Source organism: Pseudoalteromonas sp. AS71 (assembly GCF_038900275.1).
In the GTDB taxonomy this organism is placed as follows: domain Bacteria; phylum Pseudomonadota; class Gammaproteobacteria; order Enterobacterales; family Alteromonadaceae; genus Pseudoalteromonas.
This window is the reverse complement of record NZ_JBBMQZ010000001.1, coordinates 233,363-255,086: the sequence shown is the minus strand read 5'-3', so window position 1 is coordinate 255,086 and position 21,724 is coordinate 233,363. Positions and strand designations below refer to the sequence as shown.

Genomic DNA, 21,724 nt, shown 5'->3' with positions numbered 1-21,724 from the left:
CTAAGATAAGGAATTGCGGCCAAATTTTAACAGCGTTGTTGGCATGAGTAAATAATATTTCGCAAATATTTATGATAAAGTAGCCCTATAAATAGATTTAGGTTGTTTTTTATGTTTTCACCGTCCTCAAAAGCAGTTTACACCGTGTCACGCCTTAATAGAGAAATTCGCACGCTTCTTGAACAAGGGTTTGCATCGCTTATATTAACCGGCGAAATTTCGAACTTTATTACACCAGCATCTGGGCATTGGTATTTTTCGTTAAAAGACGATAAAGCACAAATTAAAGCCGCTATGTGGCGCGGCAACAATCGCAACCAAAGCTACCGCCCTGCCAATGGCGCACAAGTTACAGTAAAAGCGCGTGTATCGCTTTATGAACCTCGCGGTGATTACCAGCTTATTGTTGAGCATATGGAACCCGCAGGCGAAGGTCAGCTAAAGCAAGAATTTGATGCGCTTAAAATGCGCTTAGCCGCCGAGGGATTATTTAGCTCAGTTCACAAACAACCATTACCGCAAAATATTAATCGTATTGGTGTTATTACCTCAGCAACCGGCGCTGCTATAAAAGATATTTTAACGGTACTCAAACGCCGAGCGCCGCAGCTAGAGGTCATCATTTACCCTGCTATGGTACAAGGCAAAGAAGCGCACCTGCATTTAATTAACCAAATTGACTTAGCCAACACACGTGACGAAGTAGACGTACTTATTTTAGGACGCGGCGGTGGTTCACTTGAAGATTTATGGTGTTTTAATCACGAACAGCTCGCCCGCGCTATTTTCAAAAGTGAATTACCGATAGTAAGTGCGGTAGGCCACGAAATAGATACAACTATTAGCGATTACGTTGCTGATGTTCGTGCAGCGACTCCATCAGCCGCAGCTGAGCTTGTAAGCCCAAATACACAAGAGTTACATAACAAGGTAACGCAATTAGTTAATCGTTTATCTAACGCGTTTAAGCACGATATTGCTGACAAACGCGCACTTGCAACGCAGCTACAACATCGCCTTAACTTATGCCATCCGCGTAATCAGCTTAATCAAAAATCACAACATTTGGATGAGCTAAGCATTGCACTGCAACAAGCTATGCGTAATCGTTTATACCAGCAAGAACGCACACTCAATAACTTAACGCCGCGTTTAATGCGCCAATCGCCTGATAAAAAACTCGCTACAGCAAGCCATCAACTCTCGCAATTACAAGCTAGGCTAAACCAAGCTATACAGCATCAATTACAGCAAGCTAATAATAGCTTAGCATTGCAAGCAAGTAGGTTAGATTCGGTAAGTCCGCTTAATGTTTTAGCGCGCGGTTATAGCATCACTAAAACACAGCAAGGGAAAGTAGTTAAATCTGTGGATAAAATTAAAACAGGCGATATTTTAATTACAGAGCTCGTTGATGGCTCTATAGAATCACTAGTTACTTAAAGCTCGGTACTTAGCAACAATTTAAGCTCGCTATCGCTAGATGTAGAGGTAGTGCTTTTAAATTGCTGCCAAAATTCCTGCTTCATCAACTTGTCGTTTAGCTCTCGCCATTGAGCACTGCCAAATGTATCGTTATCAGCGGGCGCGGCTAGTTCAAATTCACATACCGTTGTTTTACATTTTGCGCTAACAATATCAGGCATAATTGCCAAATCAGCTGTTAATAAAAAATCTTGTAATGCCATTTCAGTACGATAAGCCCATTCTTCGTCACGCGTTTGCTTTTCAAATTTATCACGTAAGACCTTCTCAAAATCTGAAGGACCTCTCATTTGCTTTAAAACGCTTTTAAGCGTCGCTTTCTGTTCGGCGAGTTGCTGCTTAAGCTGAGTGACTTGCTCTTCTAAAGGTAGCTCATCAAGCATTTGGGGTTCTAAATCGGTTGGAGACGTGTCTTCAGCGGGCTCTGTATTAGCGACTTGCTCAGGTACTACAGAGTCTGCATTACTTAATACCTCATTACTTTGTTGTTCAGTATGAAGCTTTTGCTGTTTTTCATAACTTGGCTGCGACTTAACAGATTCTGGATGACTTGAAGCTGCATTAAAGTAGCTCCAAGTTAAACCTACACCCGCAATAAACCCAATCCCTAGAGCCAATAAACTATTTTTGTTCATGTTAATTCCTTTTAAGTTTTATTATTTTTCATTACCTATAGCATTGCACTCGTGTGCGATTCGTTTTCAGGCTCAGGATTTGCTAAAAAGTTTTGGTTCATACTTTGCGCCGGACACTCACAATCCGGTCGACCAATAATTTTAGCGGGTACGCCAACAGCGGTTGTGTGTGGTGGAACATTGCTAAGTACAACTGAGCCCGCGCCAATTCGTGCGCCCTCACCTACTTCAATATTACCCAGTACTTTAGCACCCGCGCCAATTAATACGCCCGCTCTAATTTTAGGATGACGATCGCCCTGCTCATTGCCTGTACCGCCAAGCGTTACAGATTGCAAAATTGATACGTTATCTTCAATTACCGCGGTTTCACCAATAACAATACCGGTTGCGTGGTCAAACATAATGCCTTTACCCACTTTACATGCTGGGTGAATATCGACCCCAAACACTTCAGAGTTACGGCTTTGAATAAAGCGTGCTAACTCTTTGCGATTTTGTTGCCACAAACAATTAGCCAAACGGTGCGCCTGAATAGCATGAAAACCTTTTAGATTTAATATAACCGTAAGATAGGTTTCTGATGCAGGATCGCGGTCTTTTACCGCTTTAATGTCCTCAGCAACAAATGAGAGCATACGGTCACATTTTACAAATGCTTGGTCGAACAGCTCTCGGATAGTGAATGCAGATACAACCGCATCAGCCAACTTATTAGCAACAATAAAGCTCAATGCCGAACCTAAACAATCATGATTCAAAACACATGAATAAACATGACTTGCTAATAATGGTTCACGTTTTACTACATCGTTAGCTTCATCGCGAAGCTGTTGCCAAATTGCATGACGCATAATACTGCACTGCCTTAAGTTGATATAAAATAGCCTTTTCCCAAGTCTAACGGATTTAGCCACTAAGGTGTTAATCCCTTAGTTATTTGTTCTGGTTATTAGATATAACTAGGGCGTGTTGATCTTTGGTGATTGGATTTGCAGCAGTATATTTGGTTTTTAGGCAAGGCAGAGCCTATGTAGCGTGGTTACTCCCCATAAATAGGCGATAACGCAGCATAAAGACCAAACATGCGCTGCCCTTTGGGTTCTTTCTAGGGACGATTAACTCTTTGTTGCTCGGTTTTTACTTAGCCCACTAGGTTACAAACCTCGCGCCGCGATTAAATCGACCCTAGATTGAACAAATTTCAATCCACAGAGTTCAACACGCCCTAGCACCCAGAAATGATATTTTAAATACATACCCACTTTTTAGATTAAGTTATACGACAGTTGCTAAAATTTCCAATACATACTTAAAATATAATAAATTAATAAAAATCAAAAGCTAACAACATATGACAGCTCACCTGTCATATGCCAAAATACATACTGGCGTATAGCTGACGGCGTAAATAACAAAAACAAACGCTAAATTAGCATCATCAACTCAACAAGGATAACGATGATGAAAAACGATGTATTAAATACAAGAAAATTAGGTTACAAATTTTACTTTCAAGATGGCGATGATCAAATAGCGTGTTTTGGTAGCTACTTTACAGGGAAAGAAGAAGTATACGTAAATGATGAACTTATAAGTAATAAGCGTAACCAAAGGATTCACAGTGGCCATCAATTTAATATTGGTGACAATGATTTTAAAGTAATGTTTGAAATGCGTAATATTTTAACTGGAAAGTTAGAGTGCTCACTTTATAAAAATGGCCAATTTATAAAAAGTTATGAACAATCATCATTATTAAATAACCCAAAAACTTCGTTAAAAGTGCTTTTTGGCTGCTTTTTTGGAGGCCTAGTTGGTGGCTACTTGCTAATTATAATTTTAGAATTCTTGATTGGGAAGCTTTAAAATGCAACTTAATCCTAAAACAATAAAAGAACTTAGGCAGCAATTTAATTGGACGCAACAGCAACTTGCCGATGCCTGCGATGTAAGCTTGAGAACAATCCAACGGGTAGAAAAAGAAGGCGCGGCATCAAAAGAAACCACAATGGCTTTATGCGCGGTTTTAGAAGTACGCCAGGGTAAATTAATTAAGCTTGATGAAGATACAACACCTCTCGGTGGTGCAACAACTTTAAACAAGCACACTATAACCACGGTGTTAGCATTGTCATCAGTAGTCAGCTTCATATTAGGCATGATAACTGTTTTTTTTATTATGAAATAAAGAGCTACAGCAATATCAAAATATAAGTCGAAAGAGCTACGTGGCCACATCACTTTAGTTGTAATAATAAGTGCAATGATACTTTTTGGGTTAGGTGTAAAAATTGGTTCAATACTATATCCAACACCATAAAAAATGCCCCAATATATGGGGCATTTTAATTATCTTAACTTATATAACTATTTAAACCTTCATTGAAAGACTTTATCGACTTTCATCACTTCAATATTTTTTGCAGGAATGGCTAATTTGTAATCAGCAATTACTTTATCCTCAGCAACCAGCTCAGCAGGTTTATTAGTGTTGTAAACCATTGGTGATGTTTGCTCAGACGCTAAACGTTTTTGCATATCAGCACCGTCTGCGGTTATAAACACATATTGAACATTGTCTGTTTGTAAGTTTTCTTTAATAACGCGGTTTACATCAGCAACGCTTAGCGTTTTAAGTTTATTAGTAACGTAACTTACAAAGCTATCTGTGTTGTAAAATTCGCTATCAAGTGCGTAACCTAATTGGCGATTTTGACTTGCGACCATTTGCGGCACAAAGTTAATTAAAAAGTTACGCGTAGCTTCAAAGTCATCTTCGCTCATACCATTTTTAATTAGCTTATCTAGCTCAAACAAGGCTGTACGTGTTGCAAAGTGCGCATCGTTATTAGAGCGAAGTGGGCGTAACCACACTTGAAAAATTTGCTCAGAGCGCCCTAGGTTTGCATCAGGCTTGGTTTGAAACATACCACGTGGAAAATATTCAATGTATGCGTAATCGCCGTAGTTCATGCCGCGAGTTTCACGAATGCGCTCATATAAAAAGCTGTTAGAACTACGGTGCTCACCAAAGTACGAACGCACAAGCCACAGGGCTGTCCAGTCTTCGCTACTTCTTATTGTATCAATAGGAAAACCAAACGATACCGCTGTCGATTGTGCCGATTTTTCTACAATCGTTGCATGATGACCTTTAAGCACTGGCGCATCAGGAATACTTAAACGGCTTTGCTCACCTTTTGGTAGCGTTGCAAAATCGCTCATCATTTTAGCTTTAAGTTTTACAGGCACAGCCCCAATTAAGCCAACCGTGAGTTTTGATTGCGTAAGCTCGCTGTTATAAAACGCTTTAACATCATCCAGCGTCAACGCTTCTAAATCCGAAATATCACCGTAGTTGTAACTTTCATAAGGATGATTTTTGTAAAGCGCACTGTATAGCACTTCTTTGCCTAGCTCTTCATCGTTAGATGCTTTTAAGCCTGACTTAATGCCGTCGATCATTTCTTTTTTAAGGCGCTTAAAATCGTCATCTCTAAAACCTGGATTTAGTAATTGTTCGCTCACAAGTGTATACCACTGCGCCGCATTATCTTTATGAATACGCCCTTGAAACGACAGCATTTCTTTATCTATTTGGTAGCCAAAGCTACCCGCAAGCGGATAAAGTGCTTTTTGAATATCTTTATAGCTTGTCGCCTGCGAGCCACCTTGTGCAAGCATAGCCGCAGTTAACCCAGCAACACCTTTTTTACCTTGTGGGTCGGCAGCCGCACCAGTATTGAATAAAAAGTTAACATCAATTAATGGCGAGCTATTGGTTTTATCAAGTACTTTAAATGCAGGTGCCGCAGGTGCTTGTTCAAGCTTTGCAGTAAGCACATTTAAATCAACTTCTTGCTCAAAACCTGGGGCTTTATCAAGTGCCGACATCGTTAATGTGGTACGTGCGTTATCAGTAAAGTATTTATTAGCAACGGCTTTAATATCTGCGCTGGTAATGTTATCTGATGATTTATAAAGCTGGTTTATAACCTCAGGATCGCGCTCAAAATGCATGTAGCTGGCAAGGGTTGATGCAATCGCTTGCGACGAATCTAAGCCATTAATAAAGCTGTATTTAAGGTTCGATTTTAAATCACTCAACTTTTGCTCATCAACAAGCTCAGTGCGTGCTTTTGCATAAGTGCGGTTAATCGCATCGCGTGCAGTGGCTAAATCGTCTGCGTTTTCTACTTTAACAAATACGTGTAATAAACCCGGATCTTTGGTCTCTGGGTTATAGGTAAACATTTGGCTGGCAATTTGTTTGTCGACCACTAGCTCTTGATATAGATCTGAATTATTTGAAAAATAAAGCTGTGAAATTAAATCAAGTGCCGCTCTGTCCTTTTTAGCAGGCTCCCACGCAGCGCCTTTGTACGATACAAGTAACCAATGCCCTGGTAGCGCTTCATCTTGCTGGTGCAAATATTTTGGTGCTTGTTGAACAGGCTCTGCTTTAATGTCAGCAACATAGTTACCTTTTTTCCAGCTTCCCCAATGCTTTTTAACCATTGCCATTGTTGCTTGTGGGTCTACATCGCCCACGATGACAAGTGACACATATTCAGGCTTATAAAACTTAGCAAAAAATTCTTTCCCGTACGCCATTTGATCAGGCATGGCTTCTATGTCTTTAAAAAAGCCCATAGTGGTGTGTTTATACGTGTGCTTATCAAAGGCTTCTTCGCGTACAGCACTTAATAATTTACGAATTGGGCTCGCGTTGTTTTTTAAGTACTCACCTTTTACCGTTTGTGCTTCGGTTCTAAATTGCTCTTCGGTGTAGGTTAAGTTTTGAAAAATATCAGCTTCAAGCTCAAGTACTTTATCAAGATGCTGCTTTGAAAAGTTTAAATGGTAATTTGTGTAATCGTTTGTTGTATACGCGCGGTTATCAACACCTGAATTTTTTAATATGTCTGAATATACGTCTTCAGGGTATTTTTGTGAGCCTTTAAACATCATGTGTTCAAAAAAGTGAGCAAAACCTGTTTTGCCCTCTTCAACTTCGTTACGCGATCCAACCGATACCGGAATTTGCAGCGACACTACATCAGGGTAATCGGTTTTAACAACCATGACACGTAAGCCGTTTTCTAGCTCTTCAATTAAATAATCTTGCGAAAAAACACGATCATCAGCTTTATTTACTTGTTCTTGTTGTGCTGTTGTTTGCGTGCTTTGGTTTTGTTGCATGGCGCAACCCGTTAACGCCAGCGATACCGCTAAGCTAGTTGCTAATAATTTAAATTTCATTGTTGTCCCTTTTTAAATTGAGCAAATTTGTTGTTAGATTTAACTCTTTAATTATGCCCCAAAGCCAATAAATATAAGAGCCCCAAGGGAATTTATTATGTAAACAACTGTGTCATTTATAAATAATGGGAACAATTGTGTATGAATAAAAGTCATGTTAGTTGAAAAACTTTCATTAAATAAATCTATCTAGACGTCTAAATGGCTGCTATATTAAATCTATCAAAACGCACTTGGCTGGAATGAGGATTATGGCTTTATCATTAAAAGAGAAAATAGAGGACACCAACCAAGGTGTTTATCTTATTGGTACTACCCCGCCTAAAATAGGCACCGATAAAGCGCAATTAAAAACTATTGCAGAAAAGCTATTAGGTCGCTTACACGAAATTGAATACGACGGCGTAATAATTTACGACATTCAAGACGAAAGCAGTCGAACTAATCAAGCGCGCCCGTTTGCGTTTAAACAAACCGTTGATCCGCGTGAATACAGCCATTTACTGCGTAATTTATCTGCACAAGATGTAATTACTTATAAAAGTGTGGCGCAGCGTGGCGTAGGCGAATTTAAAGATTGGCTAAGTGAAACTAAAAACGACTACGATTTACAAAATGTAGTTTTAGTAGGTAGCCCGTCATCGGTAGGCGATATAAAGCTAAGCCTGCCAGATGCGTATAAAGCATTGGCTGAGCAATCAGATGATTTCTTTTTAGGTGGCGTTACAATTGCCGAGCGCCATTCAAGTAAACGAAATGAGCACGAACGATTAATAGAAAAAACAGCACAAGGTTGTCAGTTTTTTATATCGCAAGCTGTTTACGACGCACAAGCGACTATAGAGCTAATTACTAGCTACGCACGTACATGTAAAGCACAGGGTATTACACCTCAACGTATTATATTAACGTTTACCCCGTGCGGCGGCGAAAAAACCTTAGAGTTTATGCAATGGTTGGGCATCTCAGTGCCAGAGGCTACAAAATGGCGCATGCTTGATGCAGACAATACATTAAGCGAATCAGTTCGTATTTGCCGCGAGAACCTCGACTTAATACTTAAAAGCTGTGCACATTTAGACGTGCCGCTGGGCTTAAATATTGAAAGCTTAACAAACCGTAAAGAAGAAATTGATGCATCTATAAACTTATACCGTTTATTAAAAGCCATTATGGAATTGAACCTTGCGGAAAAGCTAATTGCTTAGAGCTTGAGCCTAAACTAATTCACACCCTTCTTGGCAAGCCTAGTGGCTTGCTTTTTTATGTCCGTTCTTTGAAAAATGAATTAATAAATACAAGTAAAGATTTGCAGCTTAAGCTATTTATTAAAGCTATTTTTGGTTATTACTCTCAAGCTTTTTTAAAGCAAACCCCATAGAGGAGCACATAACACCAAAAATAATTCCCTCATTAGATATAAATCTAATGTTAGGGAACGTTTCAAATCAGCTTATTATTGCTAATGAAAAAATAAAACCTATCGCAGAAAAAACCAACTAAGTTTTGTGGTATTAGTCATGACGAACTTCCTTTTATTATTGTGCTTTTTTAGCTAGCTTATACGCTTGTTTATTTTTATACATTGCGTGGTCCGCATCATTTAATAGCGCTTCAAAGGGCTGCTTTTGTTTATCAGTAAAACTATAACCAATACTGAGTGATAAATCGCACACGTTTACTTTAAGTAAGGCTTTTGAATACTCGGTCGAAATTTTATTCATAATATAGTTAATTTTACTTTTATCGCTTACTTGCATTACTGCAACAAACTCATCGCCACCTAAACGCCCTACTATATCGGCATCTCTTAAATGCGTTTTTAGCGTATCTGCCAATATAATCAATGCTTTGTCACCCACTTCATGTCCGCAGGTGTCGTTTAATTTTTTAAAGTCGTTTATATCAATAAACAAACAACACACGTCAAAGCCTAAACGCAGTGCTAAGTTAAGCTTTTGCTGAGCTAGTAAGTTAAGTGCTCGGCGATTATAAATATTAGTTAATGAGTCTAACATGGCTATTTCACGCATTTGCTCATAGCTATAAACAAGGGCTAAGTCGTCTTCAATCAAATCGCGTAGCTGTTCTATGAGTTCAAAGTATTCATCGGTATAGCTTGTTATTTTAGTGTCTTTTAAACATAACGTGCCAAACACTTCGCCTTCAGGCCAATGAATGGGTAAACCTAGGTAGGATTCAACACCGTCTTCAACTACTTCTGACAGGGTATTCCATGTATCGTTATTACTTGCATCATTAACATATAATGTATTGTTAGTTTCAGCTACGTGGCGACAAAACAGAGGAGTTTGAGGAGGGAGTATAGGGTTGGTCTCAAAGTTAGATCCACCCTCGTTACTTCTAATAACAACGCGATAGCCTTTGCTTGTTGCCTGAACTATATAACCAGACGGGGCTGAAAAAAGCCCCGTTATAAGATCAATTGTTTTTTGCCATTTATGCAAAGATATTTGGCCATCAATACCAGAAAATGCCCATTGATCAATTTCAAACATTGCTTTACCTCGGCTGCTTAGTAGCTCCAGTATAGGCAAAAAAGCAAAGTAAAAGCTATTATTTACGACGCCTACTTGGCTCTCTTTTACCGGTGATGCGTTTTTTATCGCGATCTTTTCGCGACTTATTGGTGTTTTTACGATTGTCTTTTGGCTTTTTATTAGGATCTGGCTCGTAACCTTCTAACCACTGCGGCGTTAGACGCGTATCGAGTAATACTTCAATTTCTTCTAGCAGCCATTGCTCATCAAGACTTACCAGCGACATAGCAAGTCCTTGTTCACCAGCACGACCTGTACGACCAATACGGTGTACGTAATCCTCTGCAATGTATGGTAGCTCAAAGTTAATTACGTATCTAAGTGTTGAAATATCTAAACCACGCGCGGCTACATCGGTTGCAACAAGTACACGTGTAATACCTTCTTTAAAGTTTTGCAATGCACGGTCGCGTGCGCCTTGAGATTTATCGCCATGGATTGATTCGGTTTTTAGACCGTCTTTACACATTTCCTTAGCGAGCTGATCAGCCATTTGTTTTGTGCGAGTAAAAATAAGCACTTGTCGCCAGTTTTTCATGCCAATCATGTGCGATACAAGTTCGCGCTTACGATCCTCATCTACAGCGTAAATAACTTGCTCTACTTCAACTGCGGCTGAGTTACGTTTATCAACTTCAATTAGCTCTGGGTTTTTAAGTAACTTTTTACTGAGTTCAAACACGCTGTCATCAAACGTAGCTGAAAATAGTAAAGTTTGGCGATCGCCTGGGATATGACGCAATATACGTCTAATTTCATCAATAAACCCCATATCAAGCATGCGGTCAGCTTCGTCAAACACTAAAGAGTCTACGCTTGAAAGTACCACACTGCCTTTAACTATATGATCAAGTAAACGCCCAGGTGTTGCCACTATAACTTGGGCTGTTTTAAGTGCTTTTATTTGTGGACCAATACTTACGCCGCCATACGCTAAAGCACCATTGATATTAGTGCCTTGTGCGTACTTTTCAAAGCTGGCAAATACTTGCTGAGCAAGCTCTCGTGTTGGCGTTAAAATTACAACGCGGGCAAGACCTTGCTCATCTTTTTTAGGGGTATTTAAAAGCTTATGTAATAAAGGTAAAACAAAGGCAGCGGTTTTACCCGTACCTGTTTGCGCGCTGCCCATTACATCACTTCCGGCTAAAATAGGCGGAATAGTTTTAATCTGAATTGCGGTAGGCTGAGTGTAATTATTTTGCTCAATCGCAGTTAATAATAACGGGTCGAGATTAAGTGATGAGAACGTAGTGGCAGACATAGGCTTAGCTTTAAAATAACAAAGAGCGCTATTGTACGCATATTACTGTACTGCGTAAATTAACCAGTTCAGAAAAGTATTTAATCGTAGTTACTCACTTTCGCTTTAGCGCTAAAACAATAAAAAAACCAATAAAAAAGGCGCTAAATAACAGTTGTATTTAGCGCCTTTTATAATTTTCTGTAGCTTTAAGCTGGCTTTAGTGTCGCTTTACGTTCGTTGTAAAACGCTATTAAATCATCAACTGTTGCTTGGCAGTATTCGCGAATACCCGAAACCACCATATGCTTTTCACCACTACCCACTTTAACGCCGTTTTCCAACAGGTTAAAACGTAGTGTGATTTTTCCGCGCTTACCGGCATACTCAAAACTAGGCTCTGCAAACTCAAGTTCTGGTTCTGTAATATCAAGATTATCAAGATTGATAAGCATTGATTCGTAAATCACCATCGGACGAGCAGGGTTTATCATTACCTCTTGCTTGCCCATTAATGGAATAATTACATGCGGAAAAGTAGTACCAGAAAACTCAACATAATTTTTTATAAGACTATTAGTTAATGCTGGGCATTGGCTGGTTTTACCGCTGCGCTTTACCTTTAAAATTACTTTTTCGCCATTGGTAACATCAAACTCATCGGCTCCTTCAGGGAAATTAAGTTTGGTGTTTTCATCAACCATACCAGCAAAAGTAAATTCCATTTGTTCACTAATACCGTAGCGGTCTAGTACCAATGAAAAAAGTAAGTCTCCTGGCGCGCAAAACTTTTTGGCATCTTTGTCGTGAAGTGGATTGTAATCGTCAGCAACGCATTTAGCGAATCGACAACCTTGCTCACGAGAGATAGAAACATAATCAGCGTGCTGCTGAAAAAAAGGACTTAACATAGTTTGTTCACTGCTTAAACTGCTTATAACCTATCTATATTACCAGAAAAAAAATATTGAGAGGTCGAATCTGTTAGATTAGTTGCTAAATAAAACAGAGCAATAAAAAACAATGACCTTTTATTTATTAGCACTATCAATTATATGTGTTTTTCCGTACTGCAAAATATCAATAATGCGACAACCCCTTTGGCACTACTTAATGGCTTTAAGTGTTACAAGTGCGTATTTTCAAGGTTATATAAATTTATATGCACTGCTCAGTACTGGGCTTTACGTTGTTTTATACTACTGTGTGCTAAATACAAAGCGGGTAATAATACGCGCTACTTTAAGTACTGTTTTTATAGTTTCCTCATTGGCATTAGCGCTTCATTGGGTGCCTGGTTTTAGTAACCTCCCTATTGTTATAGACGAGCGTATTACAAGCGATGCGATTACTTTTACCCTTTATGCTAATTTTGATAAAGCTATGGCTGGGTTATTTCTTTGTGCTTACTTTTATTCGAATAAACAAGCTTTAAAAGCAGACTCTAATAAAGCGGGCCCATTAAACGTTAAACAACCCATTTTTATAATTATTGCTACTGTTTTAGCTTCGCTCACTGCGGCTTTAATGCTTGGACTTGTAAGCTTTAACCCAAAAGTACCCAACTTTTGGTTAGCCTTTATTGCTATTAATCTTTTATTTACCTGTGTAGCCGAAGAAGCTTTATTTCGAGGTTTACTACAAACTAAGCTTAGCAAAATAATTACACCGACCCGTTTAGCAATACTTGCCCCTGTAATTACTGCAGGCATTTTTGCTTTGGCACATTTTGCAGGAGGGTTTAACTATGTATTGGTTTCGTTTATTGCAGGCTTAGGATATGGCTATGCTTTTTATAAAACGCGGCGCTTAGAGTGGGCTATTTTATGCCATTGGTTGGTTAATGTTTGTCACTTCTTTTTGTTTACTTACCCTATGCTCAGTAAAATCTAAATACATTTACAAATGCTAACAATTTACTCAGCAGTAAACATTGCCAGCATTTGATTTTGTTAGTAATTTACTACTTTAAATAAATTAAAGGATTAATGAATATGCTACGTTTTATAGCAACAATAACTGTGCTCGCCACAATAACTGGTTGTTCAAGCATGACTTATCATACAGATATAGACAACGGCGTTTTATCTCAAGAAATTGGCACCTACGTTAATAAAAGAGATTTACAGCAATTTTATAGCGATCAAGAAGCTCACGAAAGTGGCGCAACACTTTTAGGCCGAATAGAAGCTGAAAGCTGTGATGGCGACGGTAGAGGTAAAAATAATGTAAGCTACAATCGCTCTAAATCAAACGCGATTGATTTACTTAAAGCTGATGCCATGCGCAGAGGTGGGAATGCTTTTACTATCAATTCTTGTAGTGAAACCTCTGTATCGTACTGCGACCTATCTGTTTTATGCACCGGACAGGCCTACGATTATTAATAACTTATATATTAAGCGCAAAGCTCAGTAGCACACGCTTTCCAGACTCGATTTTAGATACGCTGTGTTCGTACTTATCGGGTCTGAATAAATACACGCGATTAAATAAATTTATAATGCATTTTGAACATTTAAATACCCCACCAGTTTTAGGTTTTTCTAATACAAAGTTGAGCTTGTAATAGCGCCCTTGCTGCACAGGGTCAATATGGTTCATTACGCTGTGATTAGTTGGGTAAGTAACAAGGTTTATCGAAAATGTATTACTGCTAAAAATAGCTTTGTTTTTAACGGTTGCAATCATACTGCCTCCTATGAGTTTATATGCCGCATTGTAGCATTTAGTAAATTATGAATGCTTAGGCTAAACAATATCAAAATACGATGTCATATAGCTAAACAGCCTGAAACAAAAAAGCCGAGCTTAATAAAGCTCGGCTTTTAATACTTCTAACAACTAACTATTGAGCCGTTATTATTAAATACTATGCGCTTGGGTATTCGCGGTACGCACGTTCTATATTTTTAGCCTGCTTTTTAGAAATACCTAAATGAGCAAGTGCTACACGTAAACGGGCGCGTGATAGGTCAGAGCCTAAAATTTCCATTGCATCAAGCACTGACGTACTTGATGTTTTGCCAGTAATTGCGACAAATATTGGCTCTAAAAAGTCTTTAATTTTTAACTCATGGAATGTTGCAACTTCTTTTGCGATTGCAAAAATAGCGGGTTTTTCAAAGCTACGCAAACCTTCAAGCTGCCATACAAAAAATTGTAGCGCTTGGCGAATTACGTTTTCGTCTGCTTTGCCGGCTGTTAATAACGCAGGATCGTAAGTTGGAATTCCGCCTACAAAGTGCCCTGCTAGTTCAACCATATCCGACAGTGTATTAATACGTGTTTTAACTTCTGGTAATATTTTAGCGAGCATTTCGCCGTTAAACTTCCAATCAACAAAGCGCTGAATTAACTGTTCGTCGGTTAGGTTTTCGCGGATCCACATGCCGTTTAACCAGCTTAGTTTATCTACGTCAAATACCGGACCACCAAGCGATACACGCTTCATGTCAAAGTTTTCAATCATTTCATTAAGTGTGAATTTTTCACGCTCATCTGGCATTGACCAACCCATACGACCTAAGTAGTTAAGTACGGCTTCTGGCAGGTAACCCATTTCTTTATAGTAATTAATAGACGTTGGGTTTTTACGCTTAGACAGCTTTGATTTATCTGGGTTACGTAGTAATGGTAAGTGACCAAGTACTGGTGCTTCCCAACCAAAATCTTCATACAATTTTAATAACTTAGGTGCTGAGTTAATCCACTCTTCACCACGGAAAATATGACTAATTTCCATGTGGTGGTCGTCAACTACGTTCGCTAAAAAGTACGTTGGGAAACCATCAGCTTTTAAAAGTACTTGCATGTCTACGTTTTCCCACGGGATCTCAATTTCATCACGTAGGTAGTCGTTAAACTTAAATGTGCCTTCGCTTGGGATTTTCATACGTATAACGTAAGGTTTGCCTTCAGCTAAGTTTGCTTTAATTTCTTCATCTGTATGGTTTAAACCACGGCCGTCGTATTTAGGGCGTAAGCCTTCTGCCATTTGCTCTTCACGCATTTGATCAAGCTCTTCGCTTGTTGCAAAGCAGTAAAACGCTTTACCATCGTCAACTAACTGATGCGCGTACTTTTTATATAAATCGCTACGCTCAGATTGACGGTAAGGACCAAATTCGCCACCCACATCAGGACCATGATCCCACTCAAGCCCTAACCAACGTAGGCTATCCATAATCGCAAGTTCAGACTCTGGCGTGCTACGTACTTGGTCTGTATCTTCTATACGAAGTACAAATTCACCGCCTTGTTGTTTAGCAAAACAGTAGTTAAATAAGGCGATATAAGCGGTGCCAAGATGCGGGTCACCAGTTGGCGACGGGGCAACACGGGTGCGAATTGTCATGGTATATTCTCTTTAAATAAGTGAGATAATAAAAGTGGTTTATGCAGCTACTTTGTTTAAGTAAGCAATAATATCGTTTGATTCATACAGCCATTGTACTTGGCCATTTTGCTCTATACGTAGGCAAGGTACTTTAACTTTGCCACCTTGCTCTAGTAGCTCTTGACGATATTGCTCATTGTCTTTTGCATCGCGTGTTTCTATGTTTAAGCCTTCACGTTTAATGGCGCGACGTACTTTTACACAAAACGGGCATGCTTTAAATTGATACAGTTTAAATTGTGAGGTTTGCTGATCAAGCTGTGCTTGCTCGTCGCTTGCACGCTTTTTACTGCGAGGAGTAAATACAAAATTAAAGAATAAGATTATACAACCTAAAAACCAACGAACTAATTTCATGTTCTGTGCTCTGCTTACAACAATTTAAGGAGCCAGATTTTAGCACAAATTTGCAATCAAAAAAGTGTAATACTCCGAGAATTACACTCAAGTAATTTAATTTACTAAAAGTGCTTCTATAGCAATACCATATCATCCCTATGAAGTACTTCTGCGCCACTATCGTAATCGAGTAATTGGCCTATTTGACTAGAGTGCGCACCCTTTATTTTATTTACCTCAACGCTACTAAATCGCGTTAAGCCCCGTGCAATCACTTGATTTTTTGCATCTATTAAATCAATTAAATCACCGCGTTCAAAACGTCCAAATGCATTAGTAACGCCTTTAGCGAGTAAACTTGCGCCTTTATTTTGAAGGGCGCCAATAGCACCTGTATCAATAACAATTTGACCGGTACTTTTAGGCCCGGCTAGTAACCATTTTTTACGGCCATCTTTTGGGGCGGTGAGTTTTAAAAAACGCGTGCCTGGTAACTCGTCACTCATACATTTTAAAATAACGTTTTTACCTGCACCTTTAGCAATAATAACTTCAACGCCTGCGCGCCTTGCAATATCGGCGGCTTGCAGTTTAGTTGCCATACCGCCGGTGCCTAAATTTGTGCCACTGCCACCAGCAAGTTGGCGCAGTTCATCGTTTATATGTGTTACCTCGCCAATGAGGGTGGCATCGGCGTTTGTGCGCGGATCGCTGGTAAATAAGCCTTCTTGATCGGTAAGTAGCAATAATTTATTAGCATTAGCCAAAATAGCGACAAGCGCCGATAAATTATCGTTGTCGCCTACTTTTATTTCACTGGTAGCGACTGCGTCATTTTCGTTAATGATGGGTACAACGTCGTAATTTAATAACGCATTGAGCGTATCGCGTGCATTAAGGTAACGCTCTCTGTCGTCTACATCAGCGCGAGTAAGTAGCATTTGTCCTACATTTATCCCATATAAACCAAACAAGCTCTGCCAAATATGAATAAGTTGACCTTGTCCAATTGCAGCAAGCATTTGTTTATCAATTAAGCTTCTGCCACAGGGTTTTAATAGCTGTTCACGCCCAGCAGCTACCGCGCCGCTCGATACTAAAATAACGTGATGCCCCAGCTTTTTAAGCTCGCAGCATTGGCGTACTAATTCAACCATGTGCGCTTTATCTAGTTTATCGGTGCCGCCAGTAAGTACGCTTGTACCAAGCTTTACAACTATTACCTGTTCCCTTTGCATGTGCTTTTTACTAATCATTAATTAAAGATGAATTAATTTATACCAGCTCGGTATTTTTGAACAAGTTAAAAATATTCATGCTAGGATCTGATTTTATTAAATTATATAAATTACTCTCTATGCCTGCCAGTTTGTGTTTAATTATTGCCACCTTTTTATGGGGCAGCTCTTTTATAGCGCTTAAATATGCCATTGCCATTTACGACCCTGCCTTGGTAATATTTTTACGCATGCTCACCACGTTAGTTTTATCGCTTTGCTTATGGCGCTACGTTATTCGATTTGAGTATTTAAAAGGTGATTGGAAGTATTTAGTGGGTATGTCGCTTGCTGAGCCTTGCTTGTACTTTTTATTTGAAGGTCACGCAATGGAATATACATCAGCCTCGCAGGCGGGTGTTATTGTGTCGTGCTTGCCTATAATTATTGCGCTGCTTGCCTTTTTATTACTTAAAGAATACATAAGCAAAGCCATTGTTGTTGGCTTTACGCTGTGTATTGGCGGCAGTATTTTACTTACGCTTCTTTCACCAAGTACCGATCAAGCACCTAATCCATTACTGGGTAACTTTTTAGAGCTTATGGCGATGGTGTGCGCTGCATTTTATACTGTAAGTATTAAACATTTGGCTAATCGCTACTCGCCCCTGACTTTAATTGCACTTCAAGGTATTAGCGGCAGCTTGTTTTTTGCGCCGTTTTTATTTTTTATCGACCTACCAAGCGAAAACCAACACGACTTAACCGCACTTATGAGTATTTTATACTTAGGTTCGTGTGTAACCCTTGGCGGCTACGGCATGTACAATTATGCTATTAGCAAAGTATCGGTATTAACCGCGGCTGCGTACTCTAATTTAATTCCTATTTTTACACTTATTTTGTCAGCTATTATTTTGGGCGAAGTGCTCAACGTGTGGCAATGGCTGAGCATATTTGTGGTATTTATTGGTGTAATGGTAAGCCAGCGCCATCAAGAACTTGTAGTTGATATACCTCTTAGTGAATCGGGTGAAGATATTTGCGCAGATACAAGCAATCTCAAATCAGTACCTGAGACAAGCGAATCAAAAGGGTAACAGGTAAGCAAATACAGCCCAGGTGTTTGTAAAAATGAGTTTTGGGATTGATGAATAACCTCAATCCCCGTTACCTTATAATTTTGAATCACCCCACTTTGCAGTTGCAAAGTAAACGCCTCTCCCACTTTGGCGTGTTGTAAAAATGCAAAGTGGGTGTCGTTATGCCCTGCTATTAGCGCGCCTTTTTCGTTTCCAAACTCTTTTCCGCCCAGCTCCCCTGCGGGTAAAAATTGGCTAGGCGCAAACGCTAAATTGCGACCACTCGCTCCAGCTAATACACTTAATGTTTTATTATGGCTTGGCCAATCAAGCTTTGCAGTCACGTAGCTGTCGGCGTAATACCACGGTTTTACTTTAATGCCGGGTGATTTAAGCGCCTCTTGCCATGCTTGCTCAATTAATACTTGAGCAAGCCACGCTTTTGCCTGCATATAAGCGCCGTGACCAAATAATCCAAGCCCAGCTATTAGTAAACCCGCGCTTAGCCACTTTTTCATTTACGTGCCCTGCTTAATTTAAATGATCGGTTTATTTTAAGGGCGCTAAATCCCAATAATAAAATACAGCCTAGTAATATATGTAACCTGCTTTGCCCATCGGTTTGCGGTAAACGCATTGCCATACCTTGTGGTACTGCATTAGTAGCTTGCGCCGTTTGCTCTGCCACTTCTTTTATTTGAGTTTGTTCAATCGCTATAAAAGCAGTAAACGGGCTAAGTAATTGATGAGTAAGCGCAAGCTCCTGTACTTCATCTTTAACTGTATTTTGCTCGTTGTATAAAAGTAATGACTTGATTTTTTGGCGCGCCCACAGTTTTGCTATACCTTGAGCGCTTGAGCTATTTTGTGTACTTAATTTAATACTTAAAGGACCTTGTGCTGTTTGCCCAGCAAGTACCACATTTTTAGCATTATTAAGTTTTATGGCGACCATGATAGGCTCACCAAAATATAAATCAGGTAGTGGTGACGGCCAAAAATCTAAGCTGTTACCGCTTTCATCGCTTAGCGCCAAATTAGTAATAGCCGGATGTGCAAGCTTATCAAACAACTGCTGCATTTTAGGTTGCACCTCGCTTGTGCTGCCTATAAACGTAAATGAGCCTTTACCTATATCTGCCGCTCGGCGCATAAAAAAGCTATTCGGTGCGCTGCCAATACCCACTGTAAATAAGCGGCTATCACCTAACTTACTTTGAATATTTTTAAATAATGCATCTTCATTACTTACGCTGCCATCAGTTAAAAATACAACTTGGCGCACAAAACCATCAAACTCGCTACCATCAAGTACGGCATTAAGCGCACCTTGTATTTCAGTGCCACCGTCGGCCTCTAGGCTATAAATAAATCGCTCTGCACGGCGTAAATTAAAGTCACTGGCTATAAGTGGTTTATCGCTCATTGGAGTTACTATGTTGTCAAAACCAATAATGTTAAAGCTGTCGTCGCTATCAAGTAATGAAAGTGCATAAAACAAGGCTTTTTTAGCTTGCTCCATAGATTGCCCATGCATAGAGCCTGACGTATCAACTACAAATACCATTTCACGAGGTAAGCGCTGTGTTTGTGTGAAATGATCCCCTGGTGGCATTAGCATAGCAAGCCCGTATCGGTCACCATTTTCAAACTGCTGAGTAAAAAATGCAGCTTGAGCTTGCTCTTTTTGCAGCGGTTTAAACTCAAGTACAAAGTCGCGATTAACTGTATTTGTCTCATTTAACGCTATTTTATATTGTCCAAACGCAGTGTTTTGCACATCAACATTGTGAAATTTAGAACTGATATCCACCAGCTCTAAACCTACGTCTATATCTATGTTTAAGCTAAATTGGCTGCTTGGTACGTTATCATTTTGATTACTGCTTTTAATACTGTAAACAGGGCTTAACCATCCCGTTGGGAGTGAGTTAACGTGCGTTTGGTTCTGAGTATTAACCTCAACTTCACCACTAATCGCGTGATAACGCGGTGTAATGGTAGTAGGAAACCTAATAGCAAATGTGCCGCTGCTGTAATCAATTATTTCTTGATACTCAAGCTCAATAATTACTTGCTCACCAGGGCCAATATTTGCCACATTCGTAATAAACATATTGGCGCGTTGCTGGCGTACAAGGGCCGCTTGCTTACCTGCTTTTTTAGCCTCCTCGTATTTTTTTTCGGCCTCTACCTTTTTATCAATTTGGCCTTTAATGACTCGCTCACCTATACGCATAGTCATGGCATGTACGGCGCTTTCATCAGGCAATGGAAAAACGTAGCGCGCATTAACCGCAAACGGGTTTTCGTTTTGATAGGTTTGCGTGACTACAACATGATTAATCAGGCCAGTTAAGGTCATATTGGCGTCGCTTTTTAATATTATTGCAGGGCCTGCTGGCGCACCATTGCTATCAAAAAGCTCTAACTTGGGTGATTGCGCATGGCTTTTGAAGCTCGCTAACAGCACAATCGCTATGAATATAAAAATGCTTACTTTAGTAAGCATTTTGGTTGGTTTACTCAACATAAAATCACTCCATCGAACGCTTTGTTTTACTTAGATTCAGTTAGATTTAGTTACTCGCCGTTTGGCCATTTACTGAGTTCATTGAGCGAGTGGTAAGCGTTACGCGTCTATCAAAAAAGTTATCTTCCACCGTGTTACTGTTAGCCAATGTTTGCTGCTCGCCAAATGCCTGCGTGCTTAAGCGTTTATGGCTCACGCCGTGTTTTATTAAATAGCTTTGCACGGCATTTACACGTGCTTTGGAAAGTAAAAGGTTGGCTTGCTCATCGCCGCGTTGATCGGCAAAGCCACTTAAATCAAGCGCAAGCTGTGGTTGGTTGTTTAACAAGGTAACCAGTTGGTCTAACTGCAGCGCAAAATGCGGGGCAATAACACTTGAACCTGTTTTAAATTGCACCGTCATCGCCAATAAGTTATTAATTTGAACTTGAGTTAACTGCTCATTTTGATTGGCAAGCACTTCTAGCTGTTGCTCTAACATATTATTGTGGTTAAGCACGTGTTGGTAATCGCTGGTTTTTTCTTTCATAACCGTAATTGCACGCTCTTGCTCTGCAATTTTGTTATCAGCTACTTTTGAATCACCTATTAAACCACCGGCAAATGCCCCAATAAACGCACCTATTGGCCCGCCTACTACGCCGCCAATAATAGCGCCTGCACCTAAACCAATAGCCGTTTCTTTATGGGCTTCTTTTGATGGCGTGTTAGATGTTGAGGCAATTGCTGGAGTACAAAAAATAGCAACGAGTGTTAACGCAATTAATGTCTTCTTCATGATTTGATCCTTAAACTTACTTTTTAATTTGTGATGTTTTGTTTTGATGGACCTATTAAAACAAGCTCAAGTGGCAACAAAGGGGATCAAAAATGGCAAACTGCTGAGCAATTGTGGCAAAAAAATGGCAATTGCCTTTTTAAGCGTACTTAGCTTAAAAACTTCGATATAGTGCACAACAGAGCCG

Annotated in this window: 20 protein-coding genes; 7 read left to right on the top strand and 13 right to left on the bottom strand. The window is 39.6% G+C overall.

All coding sequences use genetic code 11. The features are described 5' to 3' along the window. The first annotated feature begins 111 nt into the window (after positions 1-111). A complete protein-coding gene (gene xseA, locus WNY98_RS01290) occupies positions 112-1,443 on the top strand; it encodes an exodeoxyribonuclease VII large subunit (RefSeq protein WP_342876907.1) in 1,332 nt (443 codons plus the stop codon). Here the strand turns inward: xseA and WNY98_RS01285 are convergent. Beyond that, the gene (locus WNY98_RS01285) at positions 1,440-2,120 is read right to left on the bottom strand and encodes a hypothetical protein (RefSeq protein ID WP_076923612.1); all 681 of its coding nucleotides are present in this window, start codon (positions 2,118-2,120) and stop codon (positions 1,440-1,442) included. The two genes, xseA and WNY98_RS01285, sit on opposite strands and share 4 nt — an antisense overlap. 35 nt (positions 2,121-2,155) lie before the next feature. Continuing rightward, complete coding sequence (gene cysE, locus WNY98_RS01280) at positions 2,156-2,974, bottom strand: serine O-acetyltransferase (protein ID WP_002958786.1); 819 nt, start codon at positions 2,972-2,974, stop codon at positions 2,156-2,158. Between the two features lie 610 nt (positions 2,975-3,584). Here cysE and WNY98_RS01275 point away from each other — a divergent pair. Together WNY98_RS01275 and WNY98_RS01270 are read left to right on the top strand one after the other, a co-directional pair. After that, the gene (locus WNY98_RS01275; protein ID WP_304183431.1) at positions 3,585-3,989 is read left to right on the top strand and encodes a hypothetical protein; all 405 of its coding nucleotides are present in this window, start codon (positions 3,585-3,587) and stop codon (positions 3,987-3,989) included. Between the two features lies 1 nt (position 3,990). Continuing rightward, positions 3,991-4,311: a helix-turn-helix transcriptional regulator gene (locus WNY98_RS01270; protein WP_024598636.1), complete on the top strand. Its 321-nt coding sequence runs from the start codon at positions 3,991-3,993 to the stop codon at positions 4,309-4,311. Positions 4,312-4,502: 191 nt separating this feature from the next. On the opposite strand, the gene WNY98_RS01265 is transcribed toward WNY98_RS01270, so the two are convergent. Further along, positions 4,503-7,385 (bottom strand): insulinase family protein, encoded by a 2,883-nt coding sequence (locus WNY98_RS01265; protein WP_342876906.1) that lies wholly within the window; start codon positions 7,383-7,385, stop codon positions 4,503-4,505. A gap of 251 nt (positions 7,386-7,636) precedes the next feature. On the opposite strand from WNY98_RS01265, the gene WNY98_RS01260 reads away from it, so the two are divergent. After that, entirely contained in the window at positions 7,637-8,593 is a 957-nt protein-coding gene (locus WNY98_RS01260; RefSeq protein WP_182737246.1) for a methylenetetrahydrofolate reductase, read from the top strand. Between the two features lie 330 nt (positions 8,594-8,923). Here WNY98_RS01260 and WNY98_RS01255 read toward each other — a convergent pair whose 3' ends face one another. From WNY98_RS01255 to WNY98_RS01245, 3 genes are all read right to left on the bottom strand, one after another. Then, complete coding sequence (locus tag WNY98_RS01255; protein ID WP_342875744.1) at positions 8,924-9,904, bottom strand: sensor domain-containing diguanylate cyclase; 981 nt, start codon at positions 9,902-9,904, stop codon at positions 8,924-8,926. Positions 9,905-9,962: 58 nt separating this feature from the next. Continuing rightward, positions 9,963-11,210 (bottom strand): DEAD/DEAH box helicase, encoded by a 1,248-nt coding sequence (locus tag WNY98_RS01250; protein WP_007581604.1) that lies wholly within the window; start codon positions 11,208-11,210, stop codon positions 9,963-9,965. Positions 11,211-11,398: 188 nt separating this feature from the next. After that, a complete protein-coding gene (locus WNY98_RS01245) occupies positions 11,399-12,100 on the bottom strand; it encodes a DUF3581 domain-containing protein (protein WP_024598641.1) in 702 nt (233 codons plus the stop codon). Positions 12,101-12,302: 202 nt separating this feature from the next. Here WNY98_RS01245 and WNY98_RS01240 point away from each other — a divergent pair, with 202 nt between their 5' ends. Continuing rightward, positions 12,303-13,082, top strand: coding sequence for a CPBP family intramembrane glutamic endopeptidase (locus WNY98_RS01240; protein ID WP_342876905.1), 780 nt, complete (start codon positions 12,303-12,305; stop codon positions 13,080-13,082). Positions 13,083-13,183: 101 nt separating this feature from the next. Further along, positions 13,184-13,576: a hypothetical protein gene (locus tag WNY98_RS01235; protein ID WP_170071765.1), complete on the top strand. Its 393-nt coding sequence runs from the start codon at positions 13,184-13,186 to the stop codon at positions 13,574-13,576. 4 nt (positions 13,577-13,580) lie between these two features. On the opposite strand, the gene WNY98_RS01230 is transcribed toward WNY98_RS01235, so the two are convergent. The 4 genes from WNY98_RS01230 to proB all read right to left on the bottom strand — a co-directional run bounded on the left by WNY98_RS01230 (position 13,581) and on the right by proB (position 17,165). Beyond that, positions 13,581-13,880 carry a 2OG-Fe(II) oxygenase gene (locus WNY98_RS01230; protein ID WP_197110864.1) on the bottom strand — a complete coding sequence of 100 codons (300 nt, stop codon included), beginning with the start codon at positions 13,878-13,880 and terminating at the stop codon, positions 13,581-13,583. Positions 13,881-14,061: 181 nt separating this feature from the next. Then, positions 14,062-15,546: a glutamate--tRNA ligase gene (gltX, locus tag WNY98_RS01225; RefSeq protein WP_007581594.1), complete on the bottom strand. Its 1,485-nt coding sequence runs from the start codon at positions 15,544-15,546 to the stop codon at positions 14,062-14,064. A gap of 39 nt (positions 15,547-15,585) precedes the next feature. Continuing rightward, a complete protein-coding gene (locus WNY98_RS01220; RefSeq protein WP_007581591.1) occupies positions 15,586-15,945 on the bottom strand; it encodes a glutaredoxin domain-containing protein in 360 nt (119 codons plus the stop codon). A 116-nt stretch (positions 15,946-16,061) separates the two neighbouring features. After that, positions 16,062-17,165 carry a glutamate 5-kinase gene (proB, locus tag WNY98_RS01215; RefSeq protein WP_076923776.1) on the bottom strand — a complete coding sequence of 368 codons (1,104 nt, stop codon included), beginning with the start codon at positions 17,163-17,165 and terminating at the stop codon, positions 16,062-16,064. Positions 17,166-17,284: 119 nt separating this feature from the next. On the opposite strand from proB, the gene WNY98_RS01210 reads away from it, so the two are divergent. Beyond that, positions 17,285-18,244, top strand: a complete 960-nt coding sequence (locus WNY98_RS01210; protein ID WP_342876977.1) for a DMT family transporter — start codon at positions 17,285-17,287, stop codon at positions 18,242-18,244. Here WNY98_RS01210 and WNY98_RS01205 read toward each other — a convergent pair. From WNY98_RS01205 to pdsO, 3 genes are read right to left on the bottom strand one after another with little or no spacing between them, the layout of a single operon-like run. Further along, entirely contained in the window at positions 18,139-18,744 is a 606-nt protein-coding gene (locus WNY98_RS01205) for a class GN sortase (protein ID WP_342876904.1), read from the bottom strand. The two genes, WNY98_RS01210 and WNY98_RS01205, sit on opposite strands and share 106 nt — an antisense overlap. Next, positions 18,741-20,759, bottom strand: a complete 2,019-nt coding sequence (locus WNY98_RS01200; RefSeq protein ID WP_342876903.1) for a marine proteobacterial sortase target protein — start codon at positions 20,757-20,759, stop codon at positions 18,741-18,743. Before WNY98_RS01200 ends, WNY98_RS01205 begins: the two co-directional genes overlap by 4 nt. Positions 20,760-20,805: 46 nt before the next feature. After that, positions 20,806-21,537, bottom strand: coding sequence for a sortase-associated OmpA-like protein PdsO (pdsO, locus tag WNY98_RS01195; RefSeq protein WP_024597605.1), 732 nt, complete (start codon positions 21,535-21,537; stop codon positions 20,806-20,808). Between the last annotated feature and the right edge of the window lie 187 nt (positions 21,538-21,724).